Origin of the sequence: Caballeronia pedi, assembly GCF_001544915.2 — a bacterium.
GTDB lineage: Bacteria > Pseudomonadota > Gammaproteobacteria > Burkholderiales > Burkholderiaceae > Caballeronia > Caballeronia pedi.
In genome coordinates this window covers 108,766-128,288 of the sequence record NZ_FCOE02000005.1, presented here as the reverse complement: position 1 = coordinate 128,288, position 19,523 = coordinate 108,766, and the positions used below count along the sequence as shown (strand labels likewise).

The window sequence follows — 19,523 nt, the reverse complement described above, 5'->3', positions numbered from 1 at the left end:
GAGCGGCATCGTCCGGCGATGCCGCTCCTGCCGCTTTCTCTTGCCGCTGTCGTCAGCCGTGGAAGTCGACTTCCACTTCCTCGCTGTTCTGCGGCATGGCGGCGGCGAGGATCATCGCGGCGGCGTTCTGCGGTTTCGGATCGCGCTGCGACGGCCGATAGACCTGATCTCCGCGATGAATCGGCATCCCCGAGAGCGAGCACACGCCCTCGGCGTTCGCCGTGGTCGCGCGCCAGCCCTGATAGCCGTAGTGACACGTGCCGGGGTCCGACCAGTACACGAGCGCCGTCGCGCTGCTCGGCCGCTCGATCACGCGCACGATCGCCTGCGGAAACGGCAGGCGGTCATCGGGATGATGCATATGCGTGCGATTCCAGTCGCGCGTCAGGCGCTCCAGAAACGCGCTCTCGGCGCGCGCGGTTTTCTGAGAAGGGGCGGTGCGGGCGATATCCTTCGGAATCGCCTCGAGCAGGTGAACCGTCTGTGACCACGGGTCCGCTCTTTTCGAAAAAGCTGTCATGGCATTGTTCCAGGCTTTGACTCGACCTAGAACGTACGTCATTAAGCATATTCCGATAAATACTGCATCAGTGAATACACTATCCCGTTGTCACGAATAATCGATCTGCCGAAGACAAGGTCCCGCCTCATGCCTTTACTGACGGGCGCTCAAGGGATTCGTAAGGTCAGGCTCGGACCGGTGCGGATGGTCCTTCAGGCGCAATCGCCCGGATTTGAGAGGGGTTTTATTCAGGATTCGCGCTTTTTGTATGGCCACGGCGGCCGAGGGCTGCTTCACGCGAGGCGTGGACCCAATCGAAGCCTTGCCGGTACTGCCTTTCCGGCCGTCCTTGGTCTCCGCCAAAGACCGATTGACGAGCGCGATAGACGACGCGCCGATGCAGGCGATTGTTCGTCTTTCGCTAACGGTCGCGCGAGCCGCTTGCACGATATGCATCCGGGCCACACGCGCACTGCGAGGACTCACCCCGAGCCTTAGCGGTCAAGCGTTCGAACCAGTCCCCGGCCTCCACCGAGGACTACCCGAACTACGCAACCGCCCGCGCCGCCGCCCGCCCGCGCAGCCACTCGAGCGCCAGCAACAGACTCGTCGAGAACACGATGAGAATCGTCGCCAGTGCCGCGATCGTCGGGCTGATGTTCTCGCGGATGCCGGTGAACATCTGGCGCGGCAACGTCGTCTGATCCGCGCCTGCGAGAAAGAGCGTCACCACGACTTCATCAAACGAAGTGGCGAAGGCGAACAACGCGCCCGAAATCACACCCGGCGCGATGACCGGCAACGTCACGCGGAAAAACGTCCTGAGCGGACTCGCGCCGAGCGACTGGCTCGCCCGCACGAGGTTGTAATTGAAGTTCTGCAAGGTCGCGCCGACAGTCGTCACGACGAACGGCACGCCAAGCGCCGCGTGCGCCAGGATCAGCCCGAAATACGTATTCGCGATGCCAAGCGGCGCAAAAAACAGATACATCCCGACGCCGACGACGATAACCGGCACGATCATCGGCGAGATGAGCACGGCCATCAGCACGCTTTTGCCGAGGAAGTTCGCCTTGGTCAGCCCGACCGCCGCGAGCGTCCCGAGAATCGTCGCGACGACCGTTGCGGAAGGCGCAACGATGAAGCTGTTTTTCGCAGCCATGCGCCATTCCTGCGACATGACGAGGTTGTGATACCAGCGCATCGACCAGCCGGGAATGGGGTAGACCAGGAACGTGCTCGACGAGAACGACAGCGGCACGATCGCGAGCACCGGCAGAATCAGATACAGCAGCGTCAGCACGCAAATGATCCGCAACGCGAAATACCAGATGCGTTCGATGGCGGACGTATGCGGCGCGAACATCGGTTTGGCGAGTTTCATCTTTCTTTACCCCAGGCTCACGTTCGAGCGCGTGAAGCGTCCGTAGACGACATAAAGCAGCAGCGTCGCGGCGAGCAGCAGCGCGCCGAGCGCGCACGCCATGCCCCAGTTGATCGTCACGTTGGTGAAATAGGCGATGTAATAGCTGACCATCTGATCATTCGGCCCGCCGAGCAGCGCCGGCGTGATGTAGTAGCCGATCGCGAGGATGAACACGAGCAGCACGCCCGCGCCGATGCCCGGATAGGTCTGCGGCACGTACACGCGCCAGAACGCGGCGAACGGATGGCTGCCGAGCGACACTGCCGCGCGCTGGTACGTCGGCGGGACGGATTTCATCACGCTATATAGCGGCAGGATCATGAAAGGCAGCAGGATATGCGTCATCGAGATATATACGCCGACGCGATTGAACAGCAACGCGAGCGGCGAGCCGATCAATCCGCTGCCGATCAGCGCAGTATTCACGAGCCCTTCGCTCTGCAAGAGCACGATCCACGCGGCGACGCGCACCAGAATCGACGTCCAGAACGGAATCAGCACGAGCACCATCACGAGATTGGCGCGGCGCTCGGGCAGCGTCGAAATCCAGTAGGCGAGGGGATAGCCGAGCAGCAGGGCGAACAGCGTCACGCCGACACCGATCACGAACGTGCGGCCGAAAACGTTCAGATAGATCGACTGATCCGGATCGGCGTGGACGATGTTGCCGAAACCGTCCTGCTTGTGATCGAGCGAGGCGAGCAGGTAGAACGGTGAAAAGCGGCCTGCGTTCTTGGCGATCGCCTGCCAGTAGGCGGGATCGTTCCAGCGCTCGTCGATTTCCAGAAACTTCGACTTGATTTGCGCGGCGGGCAGCGGTTTGCCGTCGTCGCCGGTCAAAGGCATCGCGCGGGCGGTTTTCGCGACCAGCGAGCGATAGCCCGGAATTTCGGTATTCAGGCGGCGGGCGAGCGCGCCCATCGATTCGCCTTCCGAGATCGTGGTCAAATCCTGCGCGAGCGCGGCATAGGCTTCGTCCGATGGCGGCGCCTTGCGGTCCCATTTCGCGAGCGCGGCGCCGGTGTGCGGCAGCGCGTTCGCCACTTCGGGATTTTCGATCGCACGCGTGAGCAGCGCGCCGATCGGCACCACGAAAATCAGAAACAGGAAAATGGCGAGCGGCGCGATGAGCGCGAGCGCCATGGCGCGCTTCTTCGCATCGGCGATCTTCAGTTCGCGCTTCAGGCGCGCGCTCGATTCGCGCGAATCGTCCGCGGGGATCGTCATGGTGTTCACGCTTGTGTCTCCTTCTTTGCGGTCGCGCTTTCGGGAAGCGCGACCGTCTTGCTGCCTATGACGCGGTTACTTGGACGCCCACGCGGTGAAACGCTGCTCCAGCTCGTCGCCGTGATCGGTCCAGAACGCCATGTCCTGCAGCACCGCGTTCTTCGCGTTTTCCGGCGAGTTCGGCATGTCGGCCTTGGTCTTGGCGTCGAGCGCGGAGATCGCGGCCTTGTTCACCGGGCCGTACGCGATGTTCTTCGCGTAGGTTTCCTGCGGCTTCTGCGACACCGAATACGCGATGAACTGTTGCGCGACGTCCTTGTTCGGCGAGCCCTTCGGAATCGCCCAGTAGTCGAGGTCGTAGATGCTGCCGTTCCACACGACCTTCAGGTTCTTGCCTTCCTTGCGCGCCGCGTCGATCCGGCCGTTATACGCGGTCGACATCACGACATCGCCCGCGACGAGGAACTGCGGCGGTTGCGCGCCGGCTTCCCACCATTGAATCGACGGCTTGAGTTCGTCGAGCTTCTTGAACGCTCGGTCCGCGCCGGCCTTCGTGCCGAGCACCTTGTAGACGTCCTTCGGCGCGACGCCATCGGCCATCAGCGCGAATTCGAGGTTGTAGCGCGCACCCTTGCGCATGCCGCGCTTGCCGGGGAATTTCTTCGTGTCCCAGAAATCCGCCCAGCTTGCCGGGCCGGTCTTGAGCTTGTCGGCGTTGTAGGCGAGCGCCGTCGACCACACGAAGAAGCCGACGCCGCAAGTCGCCGGCGATTCGGGCACGAGGTCCGATTTCTTGCCGATCTTCGACCAGTCGAGCTTTTCGTACAGACCTTCGTCGCAGCCGCGGCCGAGATCGCCCGATTCGACTTCGACCACGTCCCAGTTCACGTGCTTCGCTTCGACCATCGCCTTGACCTTGGCCTGTTCGCCGTTGTACTCGACGGCGGTGACCTTGTTCTTGGTCGATTGCTCGAACGGTTGGTTGAACGCGACCTTCTGCGCGTCGCCGTTCGCGCCGCCGAAATTGACGACGGTGATTTCCGCCGCGCCTGACACCGCCGACGCGCAAGCGAGCGCCGCCGCCATGGAACACAGTGCGAACTTCTTCATGATGGTTTCCTCTGTCTGCTTGGTTTTATCAGTGGACCTACGGGAGTCGGAAGCGAGGCGCTTCGTCGGGATTCAGGCGAACACGCGCAGATGCTCGGGGGCGAATTCGAGCGCGATGGGCGCGCCGGGCGTAAAGCCGTCGAGCGCCGCAGTGCCGAGCGGCACCTTGACGAAGCATTCGTCCTGCTCGCGCACGCCGCAGCGCATCCGCACGTGATCGCCGAAATAGATCAGGCTCTTCGCTTCGCCCGCGAGCGCGTTGATGCCGTTGCCATTCGTGTGACCGTTGCCCGACGTGAGTTTCATGCGTTCGGGCCGGATGCACGCGATCGCCGATGCGCCCGGTTTCGCCTTCGCTACATTGAGGCCGGACACGCGTGTGCCGTCGGCGAGACGGATCTCGCAGAAGTCGCCCTGAATCTGCTCGACGGTGCCGCGCAGCCGGTTGCTGTCGCCGATGAAGTTCGCGACGAACTCGTTGCACGGCGCTTCATACAGATGATCGACGGTGTCGAGCTGCTGCACGATGCCCTTGTCGAACACGGCGACGCGATCGGACATGGTGAGCGCTTCGCCTTGATCGTGCGTGACGTAGACGAAGGTGACGCCGAGCTTCTCGTGCAGCGCCTTGAGCTCGATCTGCATGTGCTCGCGCAACTGTTTGTCGAGCGCGCCGAGGGGCTCGTCCATCAGCACGAGCTTGGGCTCGAACACGAGCGCGCGCGCCAGCGCGATACGTTGTTGCTGGCCGCCGGAAAGCTGCGCCGGATAACGCTTCGCGAAACTTTCCATGCGCACCATCTTGAGCGCGTTGTTCACCCGATGCGCGCGTTCTTCGGCGGACATCTTGCGCACCGTCAGCGGATATTCGACGTTCTGCTGTACCGACAGATGCGGAAAGAGCGCGTAGTTCTGAAACACCATGCCGATGTCGCGCTTGTGCGGTGGCACCTTGTTGAGGAGCTTGCCGTCGAGCCAGATTTCGCCGCCGGTCGGGAACTCGAAGCCGGCGAGCATCATCAGGCAAGTCGTCTTGCCGGAGCCGGACGGCCCGAGCAGGGTGAGGAACTCGCCCTGGTAAATATCGAGATCGAGCGATTTGACGACGAGCGTCTCGCCGTCATACGTCTTTCGAACGCCGCGAAAGCTGACGATCACCTGATCGGATTTCATCTTCCGTGTCTCCTTCGGAAATTCCTGATACTTGCCGCGCGCCTTGGCGGCGCCCGGAAATTTTTTCCACTGCTTGGGATAACTATAGCCCGTTACGGTTCTACAATGGGGAGCCATTTCAATAATCAAAATGGAACCACTTACGGCGATAATGAGAAGTGGCTCCGTGCGCGGGAAACCATCATGGATACCATCATCCTCGCCGACTGGCTGAGCGCGCGGCTCGATCGCACGGCTGCCGAACCGGTGTATCGGCAAATGCTGGAAGGCATGCAGGAGGCGATTCTGACGAGCCAGCTCGCGCCCGGCACAAAGTTGCCGAGCTCGCGCACGCTCGCGACCGATCTCGGCATCGCGCGCAATACCGTGCTGCATGTATACGATCAGCTCACGGCCGAAGGCTATGTGACTTCGACGACCGGCAGCGGCACCTATGTCGCCGATACTGCGCCGCGTGCTGGCGGCGGCGTCAAGAAAGCGAAGGTCGAGGAAACGCAGCCGCAATGCGCGATTTCGCGGCGCGGCGAGCGTCTGATCGCGCAGGCGGGCGTGTCGCCGAAACAGTGGGGCGCGTTCATGCCCGGCGTGCCGGACGTCGCCGAATTTCCGGCGCGGACATGGAGCCGCCTGCAGGCGCGTCTGTGGAAGCGCGCGAGCCCCGATCTGCTCACGTATGCGCCTGGCGGCGGCTATCGGCCGCTGCGGCGTGCGCTGTCGGATTATCTGCGCGTCGCGCGCTCGGTGAAGTGTCAGCCGGACCAGATCATCATCACGACGGGCATCCATCAGTCGGTCGATCTCGCCGTGCGGCTGCTCACCGATTTCGGCGACCGCGCGTGGGTCGAGGACCCGTGCTACTGGGGCGTGCGCAGCGTGCTGCAGTCTTCCGGTTTGACGCTCGTGCCGATTCCCGTCGACGAGGAAGGGCTCAATCCGAACGCGCGCGACATGGCCGACCCGCCGCGCATCGCGCTCGTGACGCCATCGCATCAGTATCCGCTCGGCATGGTGATGAGCCTCGCGCGGCGTCGCGCGCTGCTGGAGTTCGCGCGTCAGCACAAGGTGTGGATCATCGAGGACGATTACGACAGCGAATTCCGCTACGGCAGCCGGCCGCTGTCATCGCTGCAAGGGCTCGACGACGCCGGACAGGTGATCTACGTGGGCAGTCTCGGCAAGATGCTGTATCCGGGCTTGCGGATGGGTTACATGGTCGTGCCCGAGCCGCTCGTGGAGACATTCCGGACGGGCGTGGCGGAGTTGTATCGGGAAGGGCAACTGATGCAGCAGGCCGTGCTGACCGAGTTCATTCTCGACGGGCATCTCACGACGCACGTGCGGCGCATGCGCGGACTCTACGGCGAACGCCGTGAATTGCTGATCAACGCCATTCGGGCACGCTTCGGCGAGACGCTCGCGGTGCGCGGCGACGAAGCCGGGCTGCATTTCGTACTGGAATTGCCACGTTTCGTCGATGATCGCGCGGTCGCGTCCGCCGCGCTTGCAGCGGGCGTCGTGACGCGGCCGCTGGTCAATTACTTCATGGATCGCGAGACCGCGCTGCGTGGATTGATGCTCGGCTACGCGTGCGTGCCGAACGACGATATCGCGCCCAATTTCGCGAAGCTCGCCGATGTCATCGAGCGCGCGCTCATGCCCTTGCAGGTCGCGCACGCATGAAGCCTGCCTCTGAAATCAATCGCATTGATTGAAATACTTGATTTCCCTTGCGGGCATTTCTATCGCACTCTTGAAGTTCTCTCGGGTTGTGTCAAATCCCCGACTCAACCCTTCACACCGGCCTCGCGCCGGTGTTTTCTTGTGTGCGTCTATCGATGTTCGGCCGCGCCGCGCCTGACCGCCCGCACCACGCGTGCAAGCGCCTTCAACGCATCCGCCGGCGTGTCCGCGAACTGGGCGGCGACGATCGCGCCATCCACGGCCAGGGCGAGCGCCTGCGCGTCGGCCTTGGCCGTGCGCGATGCCGGCATGAGCGCGCGGATCGCCGCGGTCATGTCGCGCTTGTGACGCCGCGAGATATCGACCGCCTGCGGCAGCGTCGCGCCGACTTCCACGACCGAATTGATGAACGCGCAACCGCGATAGCTTTCGTTGCCGAACCATTCCGCCAGCGCGGGCACCAGCGCGTTCAATGTGCCGCCGTGACGCGCGAGCGCATCATGGAACCACGCCATCCAGTTATCGTGACGAAAGTCCAGAAACGCGACGATCAGATCGTCCTTGCTCGGAAAGTATCGATAGAACGTTTTCTTCGCGACGCCCGACTCGGCGATCACGCGATCGATGCCCGTTGCGCGAATGCCGTCGCGATAGAAGAGATCGTGCGCGGTGAGCAGAATACGCGCGTCCGGCGCAAGCTCGGCGACATCGGTGGTGAAAGCTGAGGTATTCATGCAATCGATTGTAGACAGGTTCGTCTACCTGCGCTAGAGTGCATCGGGTAGACAGACCTGTCTACCAATCTCATCGCTGAAAAAGAGGACTCGCCATGGAATCCAAACCGCCGTTTCCGCCGTTCGATGAAGAATCCGCCAAACTGAAAGTCCGTCTCGCCGAAGACGCGTGGAATACGCGCGAACCCGAGCGTGTGTCGCTTGCTTATAGCGTCGACACGCGCTGGCGCAATCGCGCGGAGTTTGCGAACGGACGCGAGGAAGTGGTTGCGTTTCTGCGGCGCAAATGGGCGCGCGAACTCGACTACCGGCTGATCAAGGAACTGTGGGCTTACAAGGAAAATCGCATCGCCGTGCGCTTTGCCTACGAATGGCATGACGACGCCAACAACTGGTATCGCAGCTTCGGCAACGAGAACTGGGAATTCAACGAGGCAGGATTGATGACGCACCGCCATGCATCGATCAACGATCTGCCGATCAAGGAAGCGGATCGCAAATATCACTGGCCGCTCGGCCGCCGGCCCGATGACCATCCGAGCCTGAGCGACCTGGGCTTCTGAATGCCGGCGAAGGCGCGCTGCGCTACATGTCGCGGCGGCGCCGGAACGCCCACCATCCGGCGAGCGCGGTGAAGGTGGCGACGATCGCCACCAGCAGCCAGAAACCGTGGTGGTTTTCCGCGAGCGGAATGCCGCCCACGTTCATGCCGAAGAATCCCGCGACGATATTGATCGGCAGCGCGAGCACGGTCACGAGCGTCAGCGTGAAGAGCGTGCGGTTGCTTTGCTCGTCCATGCGCGTCGCGACTTCTTCCTGCAAGAGCTTGATGCGTTCGACGAGGCCGGCGAGATCGTTGAGCACGAGCGAGAACTCTTCGGTCGCGTCGCGCAGGTCCTGCACATCCTGCGAATGCAGCCAGCGCGGCGGCCGCGCGAGCAGGCGGAACACGGAGCCGGGCTCGGGCGCGAGCAGCCGCTGCAGTCTCACGAGCACGCGCCTGAGGCCGCCGAGATCGGTGCGGGTCGCGGCGCCGCGCATCGAAAGAAAACGATCCTCGATACCGTCGACTTCGACGCTCGTGCGCCGCACGATATGCACGAGCAGATCTGCCTGATCGCGCAGCAGATGCGCAAGCAATTCGGCGGGCGAGCGGAAGATTTCGCCGCGCCTGACCGACTCGCGCAGCGTATCGACGGAACGCAAGGGCTTCAGGCGCGCCGTGACGATCAGCTTCTGATGCGTATAGACCCACAGCGTCGCGATCTCGGAGGGCGTCAGCTCGAAGTTGAACATCACGTCGTTGATGACGGCGAAGAGCGCGCCTTCCTGATGCTCGATGCGCGTCGACGGCGAGCCTTCGTTGAGCGTGTCGAAGAATGCGTCGGGCAAGCCGAGGCGCGTGCGCATCCAGCGTTCGCACGCACTGTTGGCGAGATCGAAGTGCAGCCAGACGAATTCCTTCGTGGTGTCGTCGCGCGCGAGCCATTGACTCGCGGCGTCGGCATCGATCGGCTCGCCGGGGTGATCGACGTGAAATCGGAAGCCGCAGACGAGGCCGGAGAAATCGGAGCCGTAGGGCGGTCTTTGCAGGGTAGCGGGATTCATGCGAAAAGTCGGTTGCATTCTGATAGGACGCTTCGGGCGTTCGCGCCGCCACGCGCTAGTGTGCCATCGGTCGCGCCCCGAATCGCGATGGTAGCGCGTCAACGGGGACGAAACGATGGCCCCGCGTGTTTCGCGAGCCTGCGAATATGACCGTCATATTGTCGGCGTATCATCACGCCACGCAAGACGGGCGCACACGCGGCGCCCGCATCGAGCCCGCAGCCAAGGCGGCGCCGCGTGCCAACCTGGGGAACAGCAGTGGAAGACCATGATGATCTGGACGGGGCGACGCAAAGCACGGCGAGCGGGCTCATGCGGCTCGCGTCGTTGATCGCGGGGCTCGCGCGCGAGGGCGCGATCGATACGCGCTTCGCCGCGAAGCTCTCGAAACGGCTCGACAAGGAAGCGCGGCGCGTCTCCACGGGCGGCGCCGTGCCGCTCGATGAGGCGGAGCAGACCGCGCTGTTCGGCGCGCTCGGCGAACTCGATGTCGCGTTGCGCCAGCGCGACGCGGCATCGCTCGTCGAAGCGAATGCGCGCCTGCGCGAGAACGAAGGCGGCGCGGGAAAGCGTCGCAAGGGCAAGAAAGACGGCGAAAAGGGCAGCGACGCCTGATTCGACAGCGAGCACCGGGCGCGAAACATGCTGCGACGCAAGCGTGTGTCTTCGGCCAATGCTCATGTCCTTATCCTTGCATCGTTCCCCTCAGTGCGCGCTGTGGAGCAACCGTAGCGTCGACGCGCACCGCGACCATTGGCGCATCCTCGTTGTCGACGACAACGTCTTCAGCGCCGAAGCCCTGTCGGCCGCGCTCGCATCCGATGGCTTCGAGACGCGCTTCGCGTTGTCTGGCGTCGATGCGCTGCATGCGGTCGATGGCTGGGTGCCGCATGTCGTCATCCTCGATATCACCATGCCGGAGCACGACGGCTACGCCACCGCGCGCGTGCTGCGCCGCATCGCCCGCACGCGTGACGCGGTAATCATCGCGTTTACCGCGCTGGGCGAGGAAACCGTGCGTTCCGAGGGCGTCCACTCCGGTTTCGACGGGTATTGCCAGAAGGGCAATCCGCCCGGCGCGATCGTGCGGCTGATCGAGCGTCTGGTTCACTGATGCGAACGCACGTTCGCTAAATAATTGTTCCGCCCCTGCTAAACGGACGAATAGACGCGCACGCATCGCGGTGCGCGCAATCGCTTATCCACCAAGGCATCACAAGAAAATTGCACGCTCGTGCAGCGCGCGATTGTTGGCGTTGAGCGAAAAGTGAATTGAAATTTATGGAGATAAAAAAGCGATAGTAGGGGTATACACTGCGCTTCATCGACGTAGCAGACAGTTTCTCGCAAGACCGCTGCGGCGCTTTCTGAATGAACGTCAACCGTCTTTGGAGCACACCATGAAACGCAATCTTCTCGCTACTCTCCTGATCGCCGCATCCGCCATCGTCGCCGCGCCTGCTTTCGCAAGCGGCTACGGTCCGGCTCCGTTCTACCGTCCGGCCGTCGGCGCGCCGGCATCGCAACAAGGCCCGAGCGCACAAGCGATCGCCGCTCAGGAAAACGCCAACGGCGTGAATTCGACCGCTTTCGGCGGCTCGCGTGACACGCTGGCTCAATCGGGCAACCGTGCGGCGCAATCGGGCAACAACCCGCAATCGGTCTTCTTCGGTCACTGATCGAACCGGCAGGCCCGGCTTATCCGCCGGGTTCGCCGGCTGAAGCATCGTTCAGGCGCCCGGCGACACAGACTCAAAAGGTCTGCGTCGACCGGGCGCCGACCGTTTTCAGGCCGCGTGCGCAAGCGCGCCACGCATCACGTTCGCGAGTTCCGACGCCTCGAACTTCGATACGTACGCATTCGCCCCGACCTTGCGCACGTGCTGCTCGTTTGCCGACCCCGACAGCGACGAGTGAATCACCACCGGAATATGCATCAGCCCGGTTTCGGCCTTGATGCGGCGCGTGAGCGTGAAGCCATCCATTTCCGGCATTTCCAGATCGGTCAGGACGAGCGCGATATGATCCGCGACCTCGGTGCCGTCCTTCTGCGCCTTGTGCAGCGCTGCTTCCAGCACGTCCCACGCTTCCTGACCAGTCTTGGTCATCACGAAGGGCACGCCCATCGCCGTGAGGCTCTGTTCGATCAGCGCCCGCGCGACACCCGAATCGTCCGCCGCGAGCACGCGCGCGCCTGGCTTGAGATTGAGCCGCCCGGTATTCGCCTCGGTGATGTCCGCTTCCCGCGACGGCAGCACGTCGCGCACGATGCGCTCGACATCGAGCACCTGCGCGAGCCGCGAGCCGTCCACGTTGCCGTCCAGGCGCGCGAAGCTCGTCACGGTCGTGCCGCCCGAATGCGATTCCGCAGACAGCACCTGATTCCATTCGAGCCGCACGATGTCGTCGACTTCCTCGACCGCGAAGCCTTGCGTCGTGCGTGCGAATTCCGTGACGAGCAGAATCTTCGGCCCGTTCTTCGGCCGGCAGCCGGTGATGCGCGCGAGATCGATCACCGGAATGATCTGTCCGCGAATATCCGCGACGCCCAGAATCTCCTCGCTCGATCCGGCCACCGCGGTGATCGTCGGCATCGCGAGAATTTCGCGCACCTTGAACACGTTGATGCCGTAAAGCTCGCGCTGTTCCGAGTTCGGCGCCTCGCCGAGCCTGAACAGAAGCAACTCGAACATGTTGCTGCCGGCGAGCCGCACGCGCTGCTCGATATCCTGTTGTGAACTGCTCACCTCGTTCTCCCCTCTGAGCCATGGCGGTGACTTTTCCGCCGGATGCCTGATTAGCGGCATTAATCGACGAAACTGAAGGCACGCGCGAGTTTGACGATGTGCAAGATGCGCCGCGTGCCGCACTTGCGCGCAGCGCCGTTCACCTATACTTTTCGAATGGTCGGGTTAATGCCTATGAAGGCATCGGGCGCAAGGCTTTAGGCTGGCAGCAGGCGCAAGTTCAACCCGTCGCCCAGGCGCAACAACGTTCCCCGCATACAACGGAGGCGCTCGATGGCAACAGTCGCACAGGTTCTGAATTCGAAACCCGACCAGACGGTCTTTACGGTTGCCGCAACGACGTCGGTCTTCGATGCAATCAAGCTGATGGCTGACAAGCATATCGGCGCGGTGATCGTCACCGAAGGCGACGAAATCGTGGGCATCATGACCGAGCGCGACTACGCGCGCAAAGTCGTCCTGATGGATCGCGCGTCGAAGCAGACGCCCGTGCGCGACATCATGACCTCGCAGGTGCGCTACGTGCGCCCGGATCAAAGCACCGACGACTGCATGGCGCTCATGACCGACAAGCGCATGCGCCACTTGCCGGTGATCGACAACGGCAAGCTGGTCGGCATGATTTCCATCGGCGATCTGGTGAAGAACATCATCTCCGAGCAGCAGTTCACCATCCAGCAGCTCGAATACTACATTCGCGGCGAACACACGTAAGGACCGGCGGTCCGAGCTGTAAGGCTTTCGTTATAATCGGCAGGCCTGCGCACGCGCGCGGGCCACGCTCGACGTGCATCCGCTCGCGAGCAATAGAAGGAGCGCCGATGACGCCGACAGTCCCATCCGCCGCATCCGCCGAAATTGCCGGACAAGCGCTCGCCGCCGACGCGCCGTTCTTCATCGTGATGAACGCGGGCTCGGGCCGCCGGCAGGCCGACGCGACACGTGAGGTACTCGAACGCGAACTCGGCGCGGCGGGCCGGCGCTTCCAATTGCGCGTCGTCGACGATCCGCGCCGCCTGGCGAGCGTCGCGCGCGAAACCGCCGCGGCCGCGTGCGCGCAGGACGGCGTGCTCGTCGGCGCGGGCGGCGACGGCACGCTCTGCACCGTCGCGCACGCGGCGTACGATGCCGGTTGCCCGTTCGCGGTGCTGCCGCGCGGCACGTTCAACTACTTCAGCCGCGACCACGGCATTCCCGCCGACCTCGAACAATCGACCAGACTGTTGCTCGACGCGCGCGCCTATCCGGTGCAGGCGGGGTTCGTGAACGGCCGGATGTTTCTCGTCAACGCGAGCCTCGGGCTCTATCCCCGGCTGCTCGAAGACCGCGAAATCTACAAGCGGCAATTCGGCCGCAGCCGGCTCGTCGCGTTATGGTCGGCGCTTTTGACGATGTTGAAGCCGCATCGCCATTTGCGATTGCATATCGAACACGATGGCAGCACGACGGAAATCCGCTCGTCGACGCTGTTCGTCGGCAACAACCGGCTGCAGATGGAGCAGATTGGCATGCCGGACGAAGCGCAGGCGCTGGAACAGGGTTTGCTCGTCGCGATAGCGCCGCGGCCGGTGGGACGGCTCATGCATCTGTGGCTGTCGCTGCATGGCGCGGCGGGACGGCTGTCGGATTCGGATCACGTCGTGAGTTTCACGTTCGAGCGCATCACGGTGACGCATCCATCGAAGAAGCGCAAATCGGTCAAGATCGCGACCGATGGTGAGATCGCGAAGCTGCGCATGCCGCTGGAATTCCGCGTTTCCGACCAGCCGCTTCTCCTGCTCAAGCCCGAACCGACGGTGGCCGAAGCGAATCGCTCATGACCTTGCTGTTGCAGATTTCCGATACGCATTTCGGCACCGAGCGGCCGCAGGTGGTCGCGGCGCTGTTGCGTCTCGTCGCGGCGCTCGCGCCCGATCTCGTCGTGCTGTCGGGCGACATCACGCAGCGCGCCCGCAGGCGGCAGTTCTCTGCAGCGCGTGCGTTCGTCGATGCGTTCGGCGCGACGCCGACGCTGGTCGTGCCCGGCAATCACGATATTCCGCTCTTCAATCCGCTTGCGCGGCTCTGCTATCCGTATGCGAATCATCAGCGCGCGTTCGGCGCCGATCTGGAGCCTTCGTTCGAGTCGGCGGAATTGCTCGTGCTCGGCGTAAACACGACGCGCGCATACCGGCACAAGGACGGCGAGGTGTCGATGCAGCAGATCAGGCGCGTCGCGGCGCGCCTGGAGGCGGCGAGCGCGGCGCAGTTGCGCGTCGTGGTGACGCATCAGCCGGTGGCCGTCACGCGCGCGCAGGACGAAAAGAACCTGCTGCACGGACGTGAGCGCGCGGTGCAGCGCTGGGCGCGCGCGGGCGCGGACCTGATTCTCGGCGGGCATATCCATCTGCCGTACGTGCTGCCGCTGCACGATACCTTCGCCGGTCTGAGCCGCCGCATGTGGGCGGTGCAGGCGGGCACGGCCCTGTCGTGGCGCACGCGCGGCACCATCGACAATTCGGTGAACGTGATTCGCCACGACGCCAGCGGCGGCGGCGCGCGGCAAACGACGGTCGAGCGCTGGGACTACTCGGAAACGAGCGAGGAATTCGAGCAGATCGCGCGCCACGAACTCGCGCTCGACGGCGCGCAGCCCGCGCTCGCCGTCACGCTTTCCTGATGACGAGTTCCGCGAAGCCCGTCGCGGCATCGTGCTCACGCGTGTAACGTTCGCCGTGCAGATTCACGACGACGAGTTCGACGGTCGTGCGCACGATGCAGCCCGGCGTGACGTGGCCGCCGAAGACGCGGCCATCGGCATCGGACACGCTCATGTGCAGGTGCGGGCCTTGCGCCGATAGCGTGCCGGCGAGCGTCAGGATTTCGAGGTCGCCGCGCAGTTCGGCTGCGTCGTCACGACCCGCGTAGCGCAATCGGGCGACGCTCAGGCTGCCGATGCCCTGAAGCACGAACGCCGCCGACAGTCCGCGCGCGTGAAACGCGTGGTCGAGCGCGGCACGCAGGTCGTCGCCGGGGGAGAGGCGCAGGGTGATCGTATGCATGAGTGGAAGACTACACGCCCGAAGGCCATGATGGCATGATTGGCGCGACCCGTCGCGGCGGGTTCACTTTCCGGAGACGCCATGAGTTTCGAACTGACGATGCTGGCCTGGACGCTCGTGCTGGCGCTGGTGCAAGTGTTGCTCCCCGCAGTGGTGCGCAATCGGGAAGTCGGCCTGAGGTACAACGCCGGACCGCGTGACGGCCCCACGCCGCCGCCCGGCAAGCTGTCCGGCCGCCTGATGCGCGCGCAGGCCAATCTGTTCGAGACGCTGCCGATCTTCGCCATCGCGGTGCTGATCGTGCATGTGGCGGGGCGCGAGAACGCGCTCACGCATTCGGGTGCGCTTACCTATTTCGTCGCGCGCCTCGTCTACGTGCCGCTTTATGCGGCGGGCGTGCCGTTCGTGCGCTCGCTGGTGTGGCTGATGTCGGTCGTCGGCATCGTGCAGATTCTCGTTCCCATCATCTGACGAGAGGAGTGAAGGGCAATGACCGATCAAGCTTCGACCATCGAGATCGACACCGCGCCGAATCCCGAATTCGCCGTGATCCTGATGCACGGCCTCGGCGCCGATGCGAACGACTTCGTGCCGCTCGTGCCTGAACTGCGCATCGCCGATGCGCCCGCCATCCGCTTCGTGTTTCCGAACGCGCCCGAGATCGCCGTTACCGCCAATGGCGGCTATGTGATGCGCGCGTGGTATGACATTTTGTCGTTCGAGGGCATCAACCGGCGCGTGGACGAGGCGGGCATCGTGCAGTCGGTGGAACGCGTGCGCGCGCTGATCGCGGAGCAGAACGCGAAGGGCATTCCGAGCGAGCGGATTTTCATCGCGGGATTTTCGCAGGGCGGGGCGATGACGTATCACGCGGGCCTCACGCATCCGGAGAAGCTCGCCGGGTTGATCGTGCTGTCGGGCTACATTCCGTCGGAAGGGCTGATCGATGAATCGCTGTCAGACGCGAATCGCTCGATCTCGATCTTCGCCGCGCACGGCAGTTCCGACGATGTGCTCAATGTGAGCCTTGGTGAGCAGGCGTGTGAATTTGCGCGGGCGCAGGGGTGTGAGGTGCAATGGCATGCGTATCCGATGACGCATTCGGTCTGCATGGAAGAAGTGGAGGCGTTGCGGGGGTGGCTTGGTGCGCGGTTGGTTGCTTAGGCTTTTCGCCGGATCCCGTGTTCGTGTTGGTTTATTGGCGTTGCCCCTGTGCGGGGCGGCAGTCACTTTCTTTGCTGCTGCAAAGAAAGTAACCAAAGAAAGCAGCTTTCTCCATCCGGAACGCTTCAAGCCGGCCGCGGCACAGGCGAACGGCCAGGGCACAGCAGTAGCGAGTGCCCCCATAGGCCCCATCGGGCGTGGACCGCGCACGGTCTGCCACATCGCGCCACAGAACAAACTGGTTCAGCACGAAAAGGCTCCGGCCCGCTTCGCGGCCGATGGGTCAATCGGGTTTGCGTGGGCTTCTGCGTTTCTACTTTCTCGTCGGTTTCCCTTGCATACCCAACGGCAGCGCGTAGCGCTGTGCCGAAGCTATTTTGTGCTGAACCAGCGCGCTTAAACTAATAGCTTGTCAGACCGTGCGCGGTCCACGCCCGATTAGGCCTACGAGGGCACTCGCTACTGCTGTGCCCTAGCCGCTCGCCTGTGCCGCGGCCGGTGTGAAGCGTTCAGGATTGAACAAGCTGTTTCTTTGGTTACTTTCTTTGCAGCAGCAAAGAAAGTGACTGCCGCCCCGCACAGGGGCAACGCTAACAAACCGACACGCAGACGGGATCTGGCGAACGCTCTTCAAACACCAACGGTTTCGCAAGAGCAACCATCAATCAGCGCCAGCATCCCTCGCCGCAAGTCCGCTGGACTGACCGGCTTGGAAAGCACATCCTGCTCACACGCGAGCGGCACGATGCTCGCCGCCGGCTCCCCCGTCACGACGAGACAAGGGCACGGCCGTCCGAGCCTTGCCGCGCCGAGCATGGCGACTTCACGCGCGGTCTTCGCGTCGCGCAACCGGAAGTCCGTGATGATCAAATCGGGAAAACGCTCGATATCGCCGAGAATCGACTGAAACTCCTCGAAGCTCGCCGCCGAATCATAAAGCACGCCCCATTGCGAAAGCAGCGCTTCGGTCGACGCGCGCACGAGACCATCGTCCTCGACGAGCAGCACGTAACGTCCCTTGAGCTGCGCCATTTCCGCCGCTTCCGAGCGAGCGGGCGCGCGCGCCGAAGGCTTGTCGGCCGATGGCCCGCACAACGGCATTTCGAGCGAAAAACGCGAGCCGCGGCCTTCGGTCGATTTCAGCTCGATGCGATGCTGATCCAGCATCGAGATCACGGCATTGACGATCGACAGCCCCAGTCCCAGCCCTTTGTCGCGATCCTGCTCGGGATTGTCGACCTGAAAGAACGGCTGAAAAATCGCGTCGAAATAATCGGCCGGAATGCCGATGCCGTTATCCAGCACGTCGATGCGCGCGCGCGTCGCGGAGCGCACCACGCCGACGATCACCGTCGGCTTCGACGATTTGTTCTGGTCCGCGTACTTGATGCCGTTCGACACGAGATTGGCGACCGCGCGCCCGAGCCAGTGCGAATCGCTGCGCACGCAGACGACATCTTCCTTCGGCAGCCTCAAGCGCAGTTCGACGCCGCGGCTCATCGCGAAGGGCCGCAACTGCTCGGCGGCTTCCTCGACGATCTGCCGCACGTCGAACACGTGATAGCGCGGCACGACGCGCCCCGATTCCAGCCGCGACAGATCGAGCACCGCATTCAGAAGCCGCGCGAGGATCACGGACGAGCGCCCGCATTCGTTGATGAGACGCTCCGCCTGATCGAACTCGCCGTTGCGGATGGCCTCGGCGGCGGCCTGCAGGAACAGGTTGAGCGCGTGCATCGGCTGGCGCAGGTCGTGCGTCGCGGCGGCGAGGAAGTTGGATTTATCGCGGCTCGCGGTCTGCGCGGCGATCATCTGCTGTTCGCGCAGCGCGAGCAGCGCGTGAGTCTTGTTCTCCTGATCCTTCTTCGAGACTTCGAGTTCGCGATTCTTGCGGCCGAGCGAGACGTTCGCGGCGCGCAATTCGTCGTTGAGCGACGCGAGCGCGCGCTCCGAGCTGTAACGCTCGCGCGACACGCGCTCGGCGTGCGTGCAGACGCCGTGCCCCACGACCACGACGTTGAACATATAGAACAGCCCGGCGAAGAAGTCCTCGGGGTTGAGCAGATGCAGGGTGATCTGCAGCAGGACGATCGACGCCATCGTGATGATGCCGGCGGTCAGCGCGACGCGCGAGCGCAAATAGAAAAAGCTGAACTGGAAGAACAGCGCGAGACAAAGGCCGATGAAATGCTGCGTGTAGTTATAGGGCGCGGGCGTGATCGCGACCATCGTGAGAATCAGGCACAGCAGCCCGTAGATCCCCGTCAGAATGATGCGCTGGCCGGTCGCGTGCGAGCGGAACGACGGCCGCAGCACCAGCACGCCGACGAAGAACAGCAGCGCGATGCCCGCGAAGCGCAGCGCGAGGATGTCCGGCAGGCGCGCGGCGAGCGCCTGATTGCCGCGCGCGAAGCTGAAATCCCACCAGAGAAAGCACGTCCAGATGGCGAGCGCGAGCAGCGTCGACGCACGCCGGAACGCGCAGAAGCGCTGACTGTGGTCTTCGAGAAACTGCGCCTCGAGCGCGGGATCGGAGAACGGCGCCGGAATCGAGAGATTGCGCACCAGGCTCATGCCGGCTTCGCGGGCCGCCGCGAAGAGAATGCCTGGATTGCGCGCACCGGCGGCGCGCTGGGGGACGGCCATCTTCATGCTCGCTCACGGAACGGAATCGGGGTTATCTACTTTAGGCCAATGCGGTCATACAAATACGCCTTTTTTTAGCAATCAGCCGTTATACCCGGAAATTATTGCGCTTTTTTGGCGTGTTCTGGAGGCGGAGCGGACGGAGGGGGAGGGAGAAGATCGGACGGAGCCGAACGGCGAGCGTCTGGTTTTTCGCTCGCCGATTCGAAGGACAGCCATATCGAATGCCCCCCGCACGATGACGAGGGCGGTTCTTCGGGTTGCTCAGCTTTTCGGTTTGGCCTTCGTGGTGCGCTTCGTGACCTGCATTTCCTTCGCGCCGGCAGCCTTCGCGGGCGACGCCTTGCTGCCGGCCGTTTTCTTGCGGCTCGACATTTCGGTTTCAGCGGGTTGGCTCGCCTGAGCCTTGCGTGGGGATGGCATGCTGACCTCCTTCAGTGTGTGTCCATATCGACACACTGATAA

The 19,523-nt window shown here is 63.4% G+C and carries 21 protein-coding genes; 10 read left to right on the top strand and 11 right to left on the bottom strand.

What is annotated here, in order from left to right:
- Window positions 1–52: 52 nt before the first annotated feature.
- From AWB80_RS09750 to AWB80_RS09730, 5 genes are all read right to left on the bottom strand, one after another.
- The gene (locus AWB80_RS09750) at window positions 53–520 is read right to left on the bottom strand and encodes a DUF3331 domain-containing protein (RefSeq protein WP_087131162.1); all 468 of its coding nucleotides are present in this window, start codon (window positions 518–520) and stop codon (window positions 53–55) included.
- Between the two features lie 529 nt (window positions 521–1,049).
- Window positions 1,050–1,886, bottom strand: a complete 837-nt coding sequence (locus AWB80_RS09745) for an ABC transporter permease (protein WP_061174441.1) — start codon at window positions 1,884–1,886, stop codon at window positions 1,050–1,052.
- A 6-nt stretch (window positions 1,887–1,892) separates the two neighbouring features.
- Entirely contained in the window at window positions 1,893–3,164 is a 1,272-nt protein-coding gene (locus tag AWB80_RS09740; RefSeq protein ID WP_061174440.1) for an ABC transporter permease, read from the bottom strand.
- A 66-nt stretch (window positions 3,165–3,230) separates the two neighbouring features.
- Complete coding sequence (locus tag AWB80_RS09735) at window positions 3,231–4,265, bottom strand: ABC transporter substrate-binding protein (protein ID WP_061174439.1); 1,035 nt, start codon at window positions 4,263–4,265, stop codon at window positions 3,231–3,233.
- 72 nt (window positions 4,266–4,337) lie between these two features.
- Window positions 4,338–5,438, bottom strand: a complete 1,101-nt coding sequence (locus tag AWB80_RS09730; protein WP_061174651.1) for an ABC transporter ATP-binding protein — start codon at window positions 5,436–5,438, stop codon at window positions 4,338–4,340.
- Between the two features lie 183 nt (window positions 5,439–5,621).
- On the opposite strand from AWB80_RS09730, the gene pdxR reads away from it, so the two are divergent.
- Window positions 5,622–7,118 (top strand): MocR-like pyridoxine biosynthesis transcription factor PdxR, encoded by a 1,497-nt coding sequence (pdxR, locus tag AWB80_RS09725; protein WP_061174650.1) that lies wholly within the window; start codon window positions 5,622–5,624, stop codon window positions 7,116–7,118.
- 149 nt (window positions 7,119–7,267) lie between these two features.
- Here pdxR and AWB80_RS09720 read toward each other — a convergent pair whose 3' ends face one another.
- Window positions 7,268–7,852, bottom strand: a complete 585-nt coding sequence (locus tag AWB80_RS09720; RefSeq protein ID WP_061174438.1) for a TetR/AcrR family transcriptional regulator — start codon at window positions 7,850–7,852, stop codon at window positions 7,268–7,270.
- Window positions 7,853–7,947: 95 nt separating this feature from the next.
- Between AWB80_RS09720 and AWB80_RS09715 the strand changes: the two genes are divergently transcribed.
- Window positions 7,948–8,415: a nuclear transport factor 2 family protein gene (locus AWB80_RS09715; protein WP_061174437.1), complete on the top strand. Its 468-nt coding sequence runs from the start codon at window positions 7,948–7,950 to the stop codon at window positions 8,413–8,415.
- 22 nt (window positions 8,416–8,437) lie between these two features.
- Here the strand turns inward: AWB80_RS09715 and AWB80_RS09710 are convergent, their stop codons facing one another.
- Window positions 8,438–9,460 (bottom strand): transporter, encoded by a 1,023-nt coding sequence (locus AWB80_RS09710; protein ID WP_096031970.1) that lies wholly within the window; start codon window positions 9,458–9,460, stop codon window positions 8,438–8,440.
- Between the two features lie 258 nt (window positions 9,461–9,718).
- Between AWB80_RS09710 and AWB80_RS09705 the strand changes: the two genes are divergently transcribed.
- The 3 genes from AWB80_RS09705 to AWB80_RS09695 all read left to right on the top strand — a co-directional run bounded on the left by AWB80_RS09705 (window position 9,719) and on the right by AWB80_RS09695 (window position 11,139).
- Window positions 9,719–10,075: a hypothetical protein gene (locus AWB80_RS09705; protein WP_061174435.1), complete on the top strand. Its 357-nt coding sequence runs from the start codon at window positions 9,719–9,721 to the stop codon at window positions 10,073–10,075.
- A 64-nt stretch (window positions 10,076–10,139) separates the two neighbouring features.
- Complete coding sequence (locus tag AWB80_RS09700) at window positions 10,140–10,574, top strand: response regulator (RefSeq protein WP_061174649.1); 435 nt, start codon at window positions 10,140–10,142, stop codon at window positions 10,572–10,574.
- A gap of 286 nt (window positions 10,575–10,860) precedes the next feature.
- Complete coding sequence (locus AWB80_RS09695) at window positions 10,861–11,139, top strand: hypothetical protein (protein WP_061174434.1); 279 nt, start codon at window positions 10,861–10,863, stop codon at window positions 11,137–11,139.
- Window positions 11,140–11,247: 108 nt separating this feature from the next.
- Here AWB80_RS09695 and AWB80_RS09690 read toward each other — a convergent pair whose 3' ends face one another.
- Complete coding sequence (locus AWB80_RS09690) at window positions 11,248–12,207, bottom strand: chemotaxis protein (protein WP_061174648.1); 960 nt, start codon at window positions 12,205–12,207, stop codon at window positions 11,248–11,250.
- A gap of 273 nt (window positions 12,208–12,480) precedes the next feature.
- Here AWB80_RS09690 and AWB80_RS09685 point away from each other — a divergent pair, with 273 nt between their 5' ends.
- The 3 genes from AWB80_RS09685 (at window position 12,481) to AWB80_RS09675 (ending at window position 14,866) form a co-directional block, all read left to right on the top strand.
- Entirely contained in the window at window positions 12,481–12,921 is a 441-nt protein-coding gene (locus AWB80_RS09685) for a CBS domain-containing protein (protein WP_061174433.1), read from the top strand.
- Window positions 12,922–13,028: 107 nt separating this feature from the next.
- Window positions 13,029–14,027 carry a diacylglycerol/lipid kinase family protein gene (locus AWB80_RS09680; RefSeq protein ID WP_061174432.1) on the top strand — a complete coding sequence of 333 codons (999 nt, stop codon included), beginning with the start codon at window positions 13,029–13,031 and terminating at the stop codon, window positions 14,025–14,027.
- Entirely contained in the window at window positions 14,024–14,866 is an 843-nt protein-coding gene (locus AWB80_RS09675) for a metallophosphoesterase family protein (RefSeq protein WP_061174431.1), read from the top strand. The genes AWB80_RS09680 and AWB80_RS09675 overlap by 4 nt, the downstream gene beginning before the upstream one ends.
- Here the strand turns inward: AWB80_RS09675 and AWB80_RS09670 are convergent.
- A complete protein-coding gene (locus tag AWB80_RS09670) occupies window positions 14,853–15,248 on the bottom strand; it encodes a PPC domain-containing DNA-binding protein (RefSeq protein WP_061174430.1) in 396 nt (131 codons plus the stop codon). The two genes, AWB80_RS09675 and AWB80_RS09670, sit on opposite strands and share 14 nt — an antisense overlap.
- Window positions 15,249–15,329: 81 nt before the next feature.
- Between AWB80_RS09670 and AWB80_RS09665 the strand changes: the two genes are divergently transcribed.
- Together AWB80_RS09665 and AWB80_RS09660 are read left to right on the top strand one after the other, a co-directional pair.
- Window positions 15,330–15,719 carry an MAPEG family protein gene (locus AWB80_RS09665; RefSeq protein WP_061174429.1) on the top strand — a complete coding sequence of 130 codons (390 nt, stop codon included), beginning with the start codon at window positions 15,330–15,332 and terminating at the stop codon, window positions 15,717–15,719.
- Between the two features lie 18 nt (window positions 15,720–15,737).
- Entirely contained in the window at window positions 15,738–16,412 is a 675-nt protein-coding gene (locus AWB80_RS09660) for an alpha/beta hydrolase (protein WP_061174428.1), read from the top strand.
- Window positions 16,413–17,042: 630 nt separating this feature from the next.
- On the opposite strand, the gene AWB80_RS09650 is transcribed toward AWB80_RS09660, so the two are convergent.
- Window positions 17,043–19,064 carry a hybrid sensor histidine kinase/response regulator gene (locus AWB80_RS09650; protein WP_244206456.1) on the bottom strand — a complete coding sequence of 674 codons (2,022 nt, stop codon included), beginning with the start codon at window positions 19,062–19,064 and terminating at the stop codon, window positions 17,043–17,045.
- 258 nt (window positions 19,065–19,322) lie between these two features.
- Window positions 19,323–19,481 (bottom strand): hypothetical protein, encoded by a 159-nt coding sequence (locus AWB80_RS43910; protein WP_157696177.1) that lies wholly within the window; start codon window positions 19,479–19,481, stop codon window positions 19,323–19,325.
- Between the last annotated feature and the right edge of the window lie 42 nt (window positions 19,482–19,523).

Bases quoted from the DNA above. Each gene is read 5' to 3' on its own strand.
- AWB80_RS09685 (WP_061174433.1), top strand. From the start codon at position 12,481: ATGGCAACAGTCGCACAGGTTCTGAATTCGAAACCCGACCAGACGGTC.
- AWB80_RS09665 (WP_061174429.1), top strand. From the start codon at position 15,330: ATGAGTTTCGAACTGACGATGCTGGCCTGGACGCTCGTGCTGGCGCTG.
- AWB80_RS09675 (WP_061174431.1), top strand. From the start codon at position 14,024: ATGACCTTGCTGTTGCAGATTTCCGATACGCATTTCGGCACCGAGCGG.
- AWB80_RS09660 (WP_061174428.1), top strand. From the start codon at position 15,738: ATGACCGATCAAGCTTCGACCATCGAGATCGACACCGCGCCGAATCCC.
- AWB80_RS09750 (WP_087131162.1), bottom strand. From the start codon at position 520: ATGACAGCTTTTTCGAAAAGAGCGGACCCGTGGTCACAGACGGTTCAC.
- pdxR (WP_061174650.1), top strand. From the start codon at position 5,622: ATGGATACCATCATCCTCGCCGACTGGCTGAGCGCGCGGCTCGATCGC.
- AWB80_RS09735 (WP_061174439.1), bottom strand. From the start codon at position 4,265: ATGAAGAAGTTCGCACTGTGTTCCATGGCGGCGGCGCTCGCTTGCGCG.
- AWB80_RS09650 (WP_244206456.1), bottom strand. From the start codon at position 19,064: ATGAAGATGGCCGTCCCCCAGCGCGCCGCCGGTGCGCGCAATCCAGGC.
- AWB80_RS09710 (WP_096031970.1), bottom strand. From the start codon at position 9,460: ATGAATCCCGCTACCCTGCAAAGACCGCCCTACGGCTCCGATTTCTCC.
- AWB80_RS43910 (WP_157696177.1), bottom strand. From the start codon at position 19,481: ATGCCATCCCCACGCAAGGCTCAGGCGAGCCAACCCGCTGAAACCGAA.
- AWB80_RS09680 (WP_061174432.1), top strand. From the start codon at position 13,029: ATGACGCCGACAGTCCCATCCGCCGCATCCGCCGAAATTGCCGGACAA.
- AWB80_RS09695 (WP_061174434.1), top strand. From the start codon at position 10,861: ATGAAACGCAATCTTCTCGCTACTCTCCTGATCGCCGCATCCGCCATC.
- AWB80_RS09720 (WP_061174438.1), bottom strand. From the start codon at position 7,852: ATGAATACCTCAGCTTTCACCACCGATGTCGCCGAGCTTGCGCCGGAC.
- AWB80_RS09670 (WP_061174430.1), bottom strand. From the start codon at position 15,248: ATGCATACGATCACCCTGCGCCTCTCCCCCGGCGACGACCTGCGTGCC.
- AWB80_RS09715 (WP_061174437.1), top strand. From the start codon at position 7,948: ATGGAATCCAAACCGCCGTTTCCGCCGTTCGATGAAGAATCCGCCAAA.
- AWB80_RS09730 (WP_061174651.1), bottom strand. From the start codon at position 5,438: ATGAAATCCGATCAGGTGATCGTCAGCTTTCGCGGCGTTCGAAAGACG.
- AWB80_RS09745 (WP_061174441.1), bottom strand. From the start codon at position 1,886: ATGAAACTCGCCAAACCGATGTTCGCGCCGCATACGTCCGCCATCGAA.
- AWB80_RS09700 (WP_061174649.1), top strand. From the start codon at position 10,140: ATGTCCTTATCCTTGCATCGTTCCCCTCAGTGCGCGCTGTGGAGCAAC.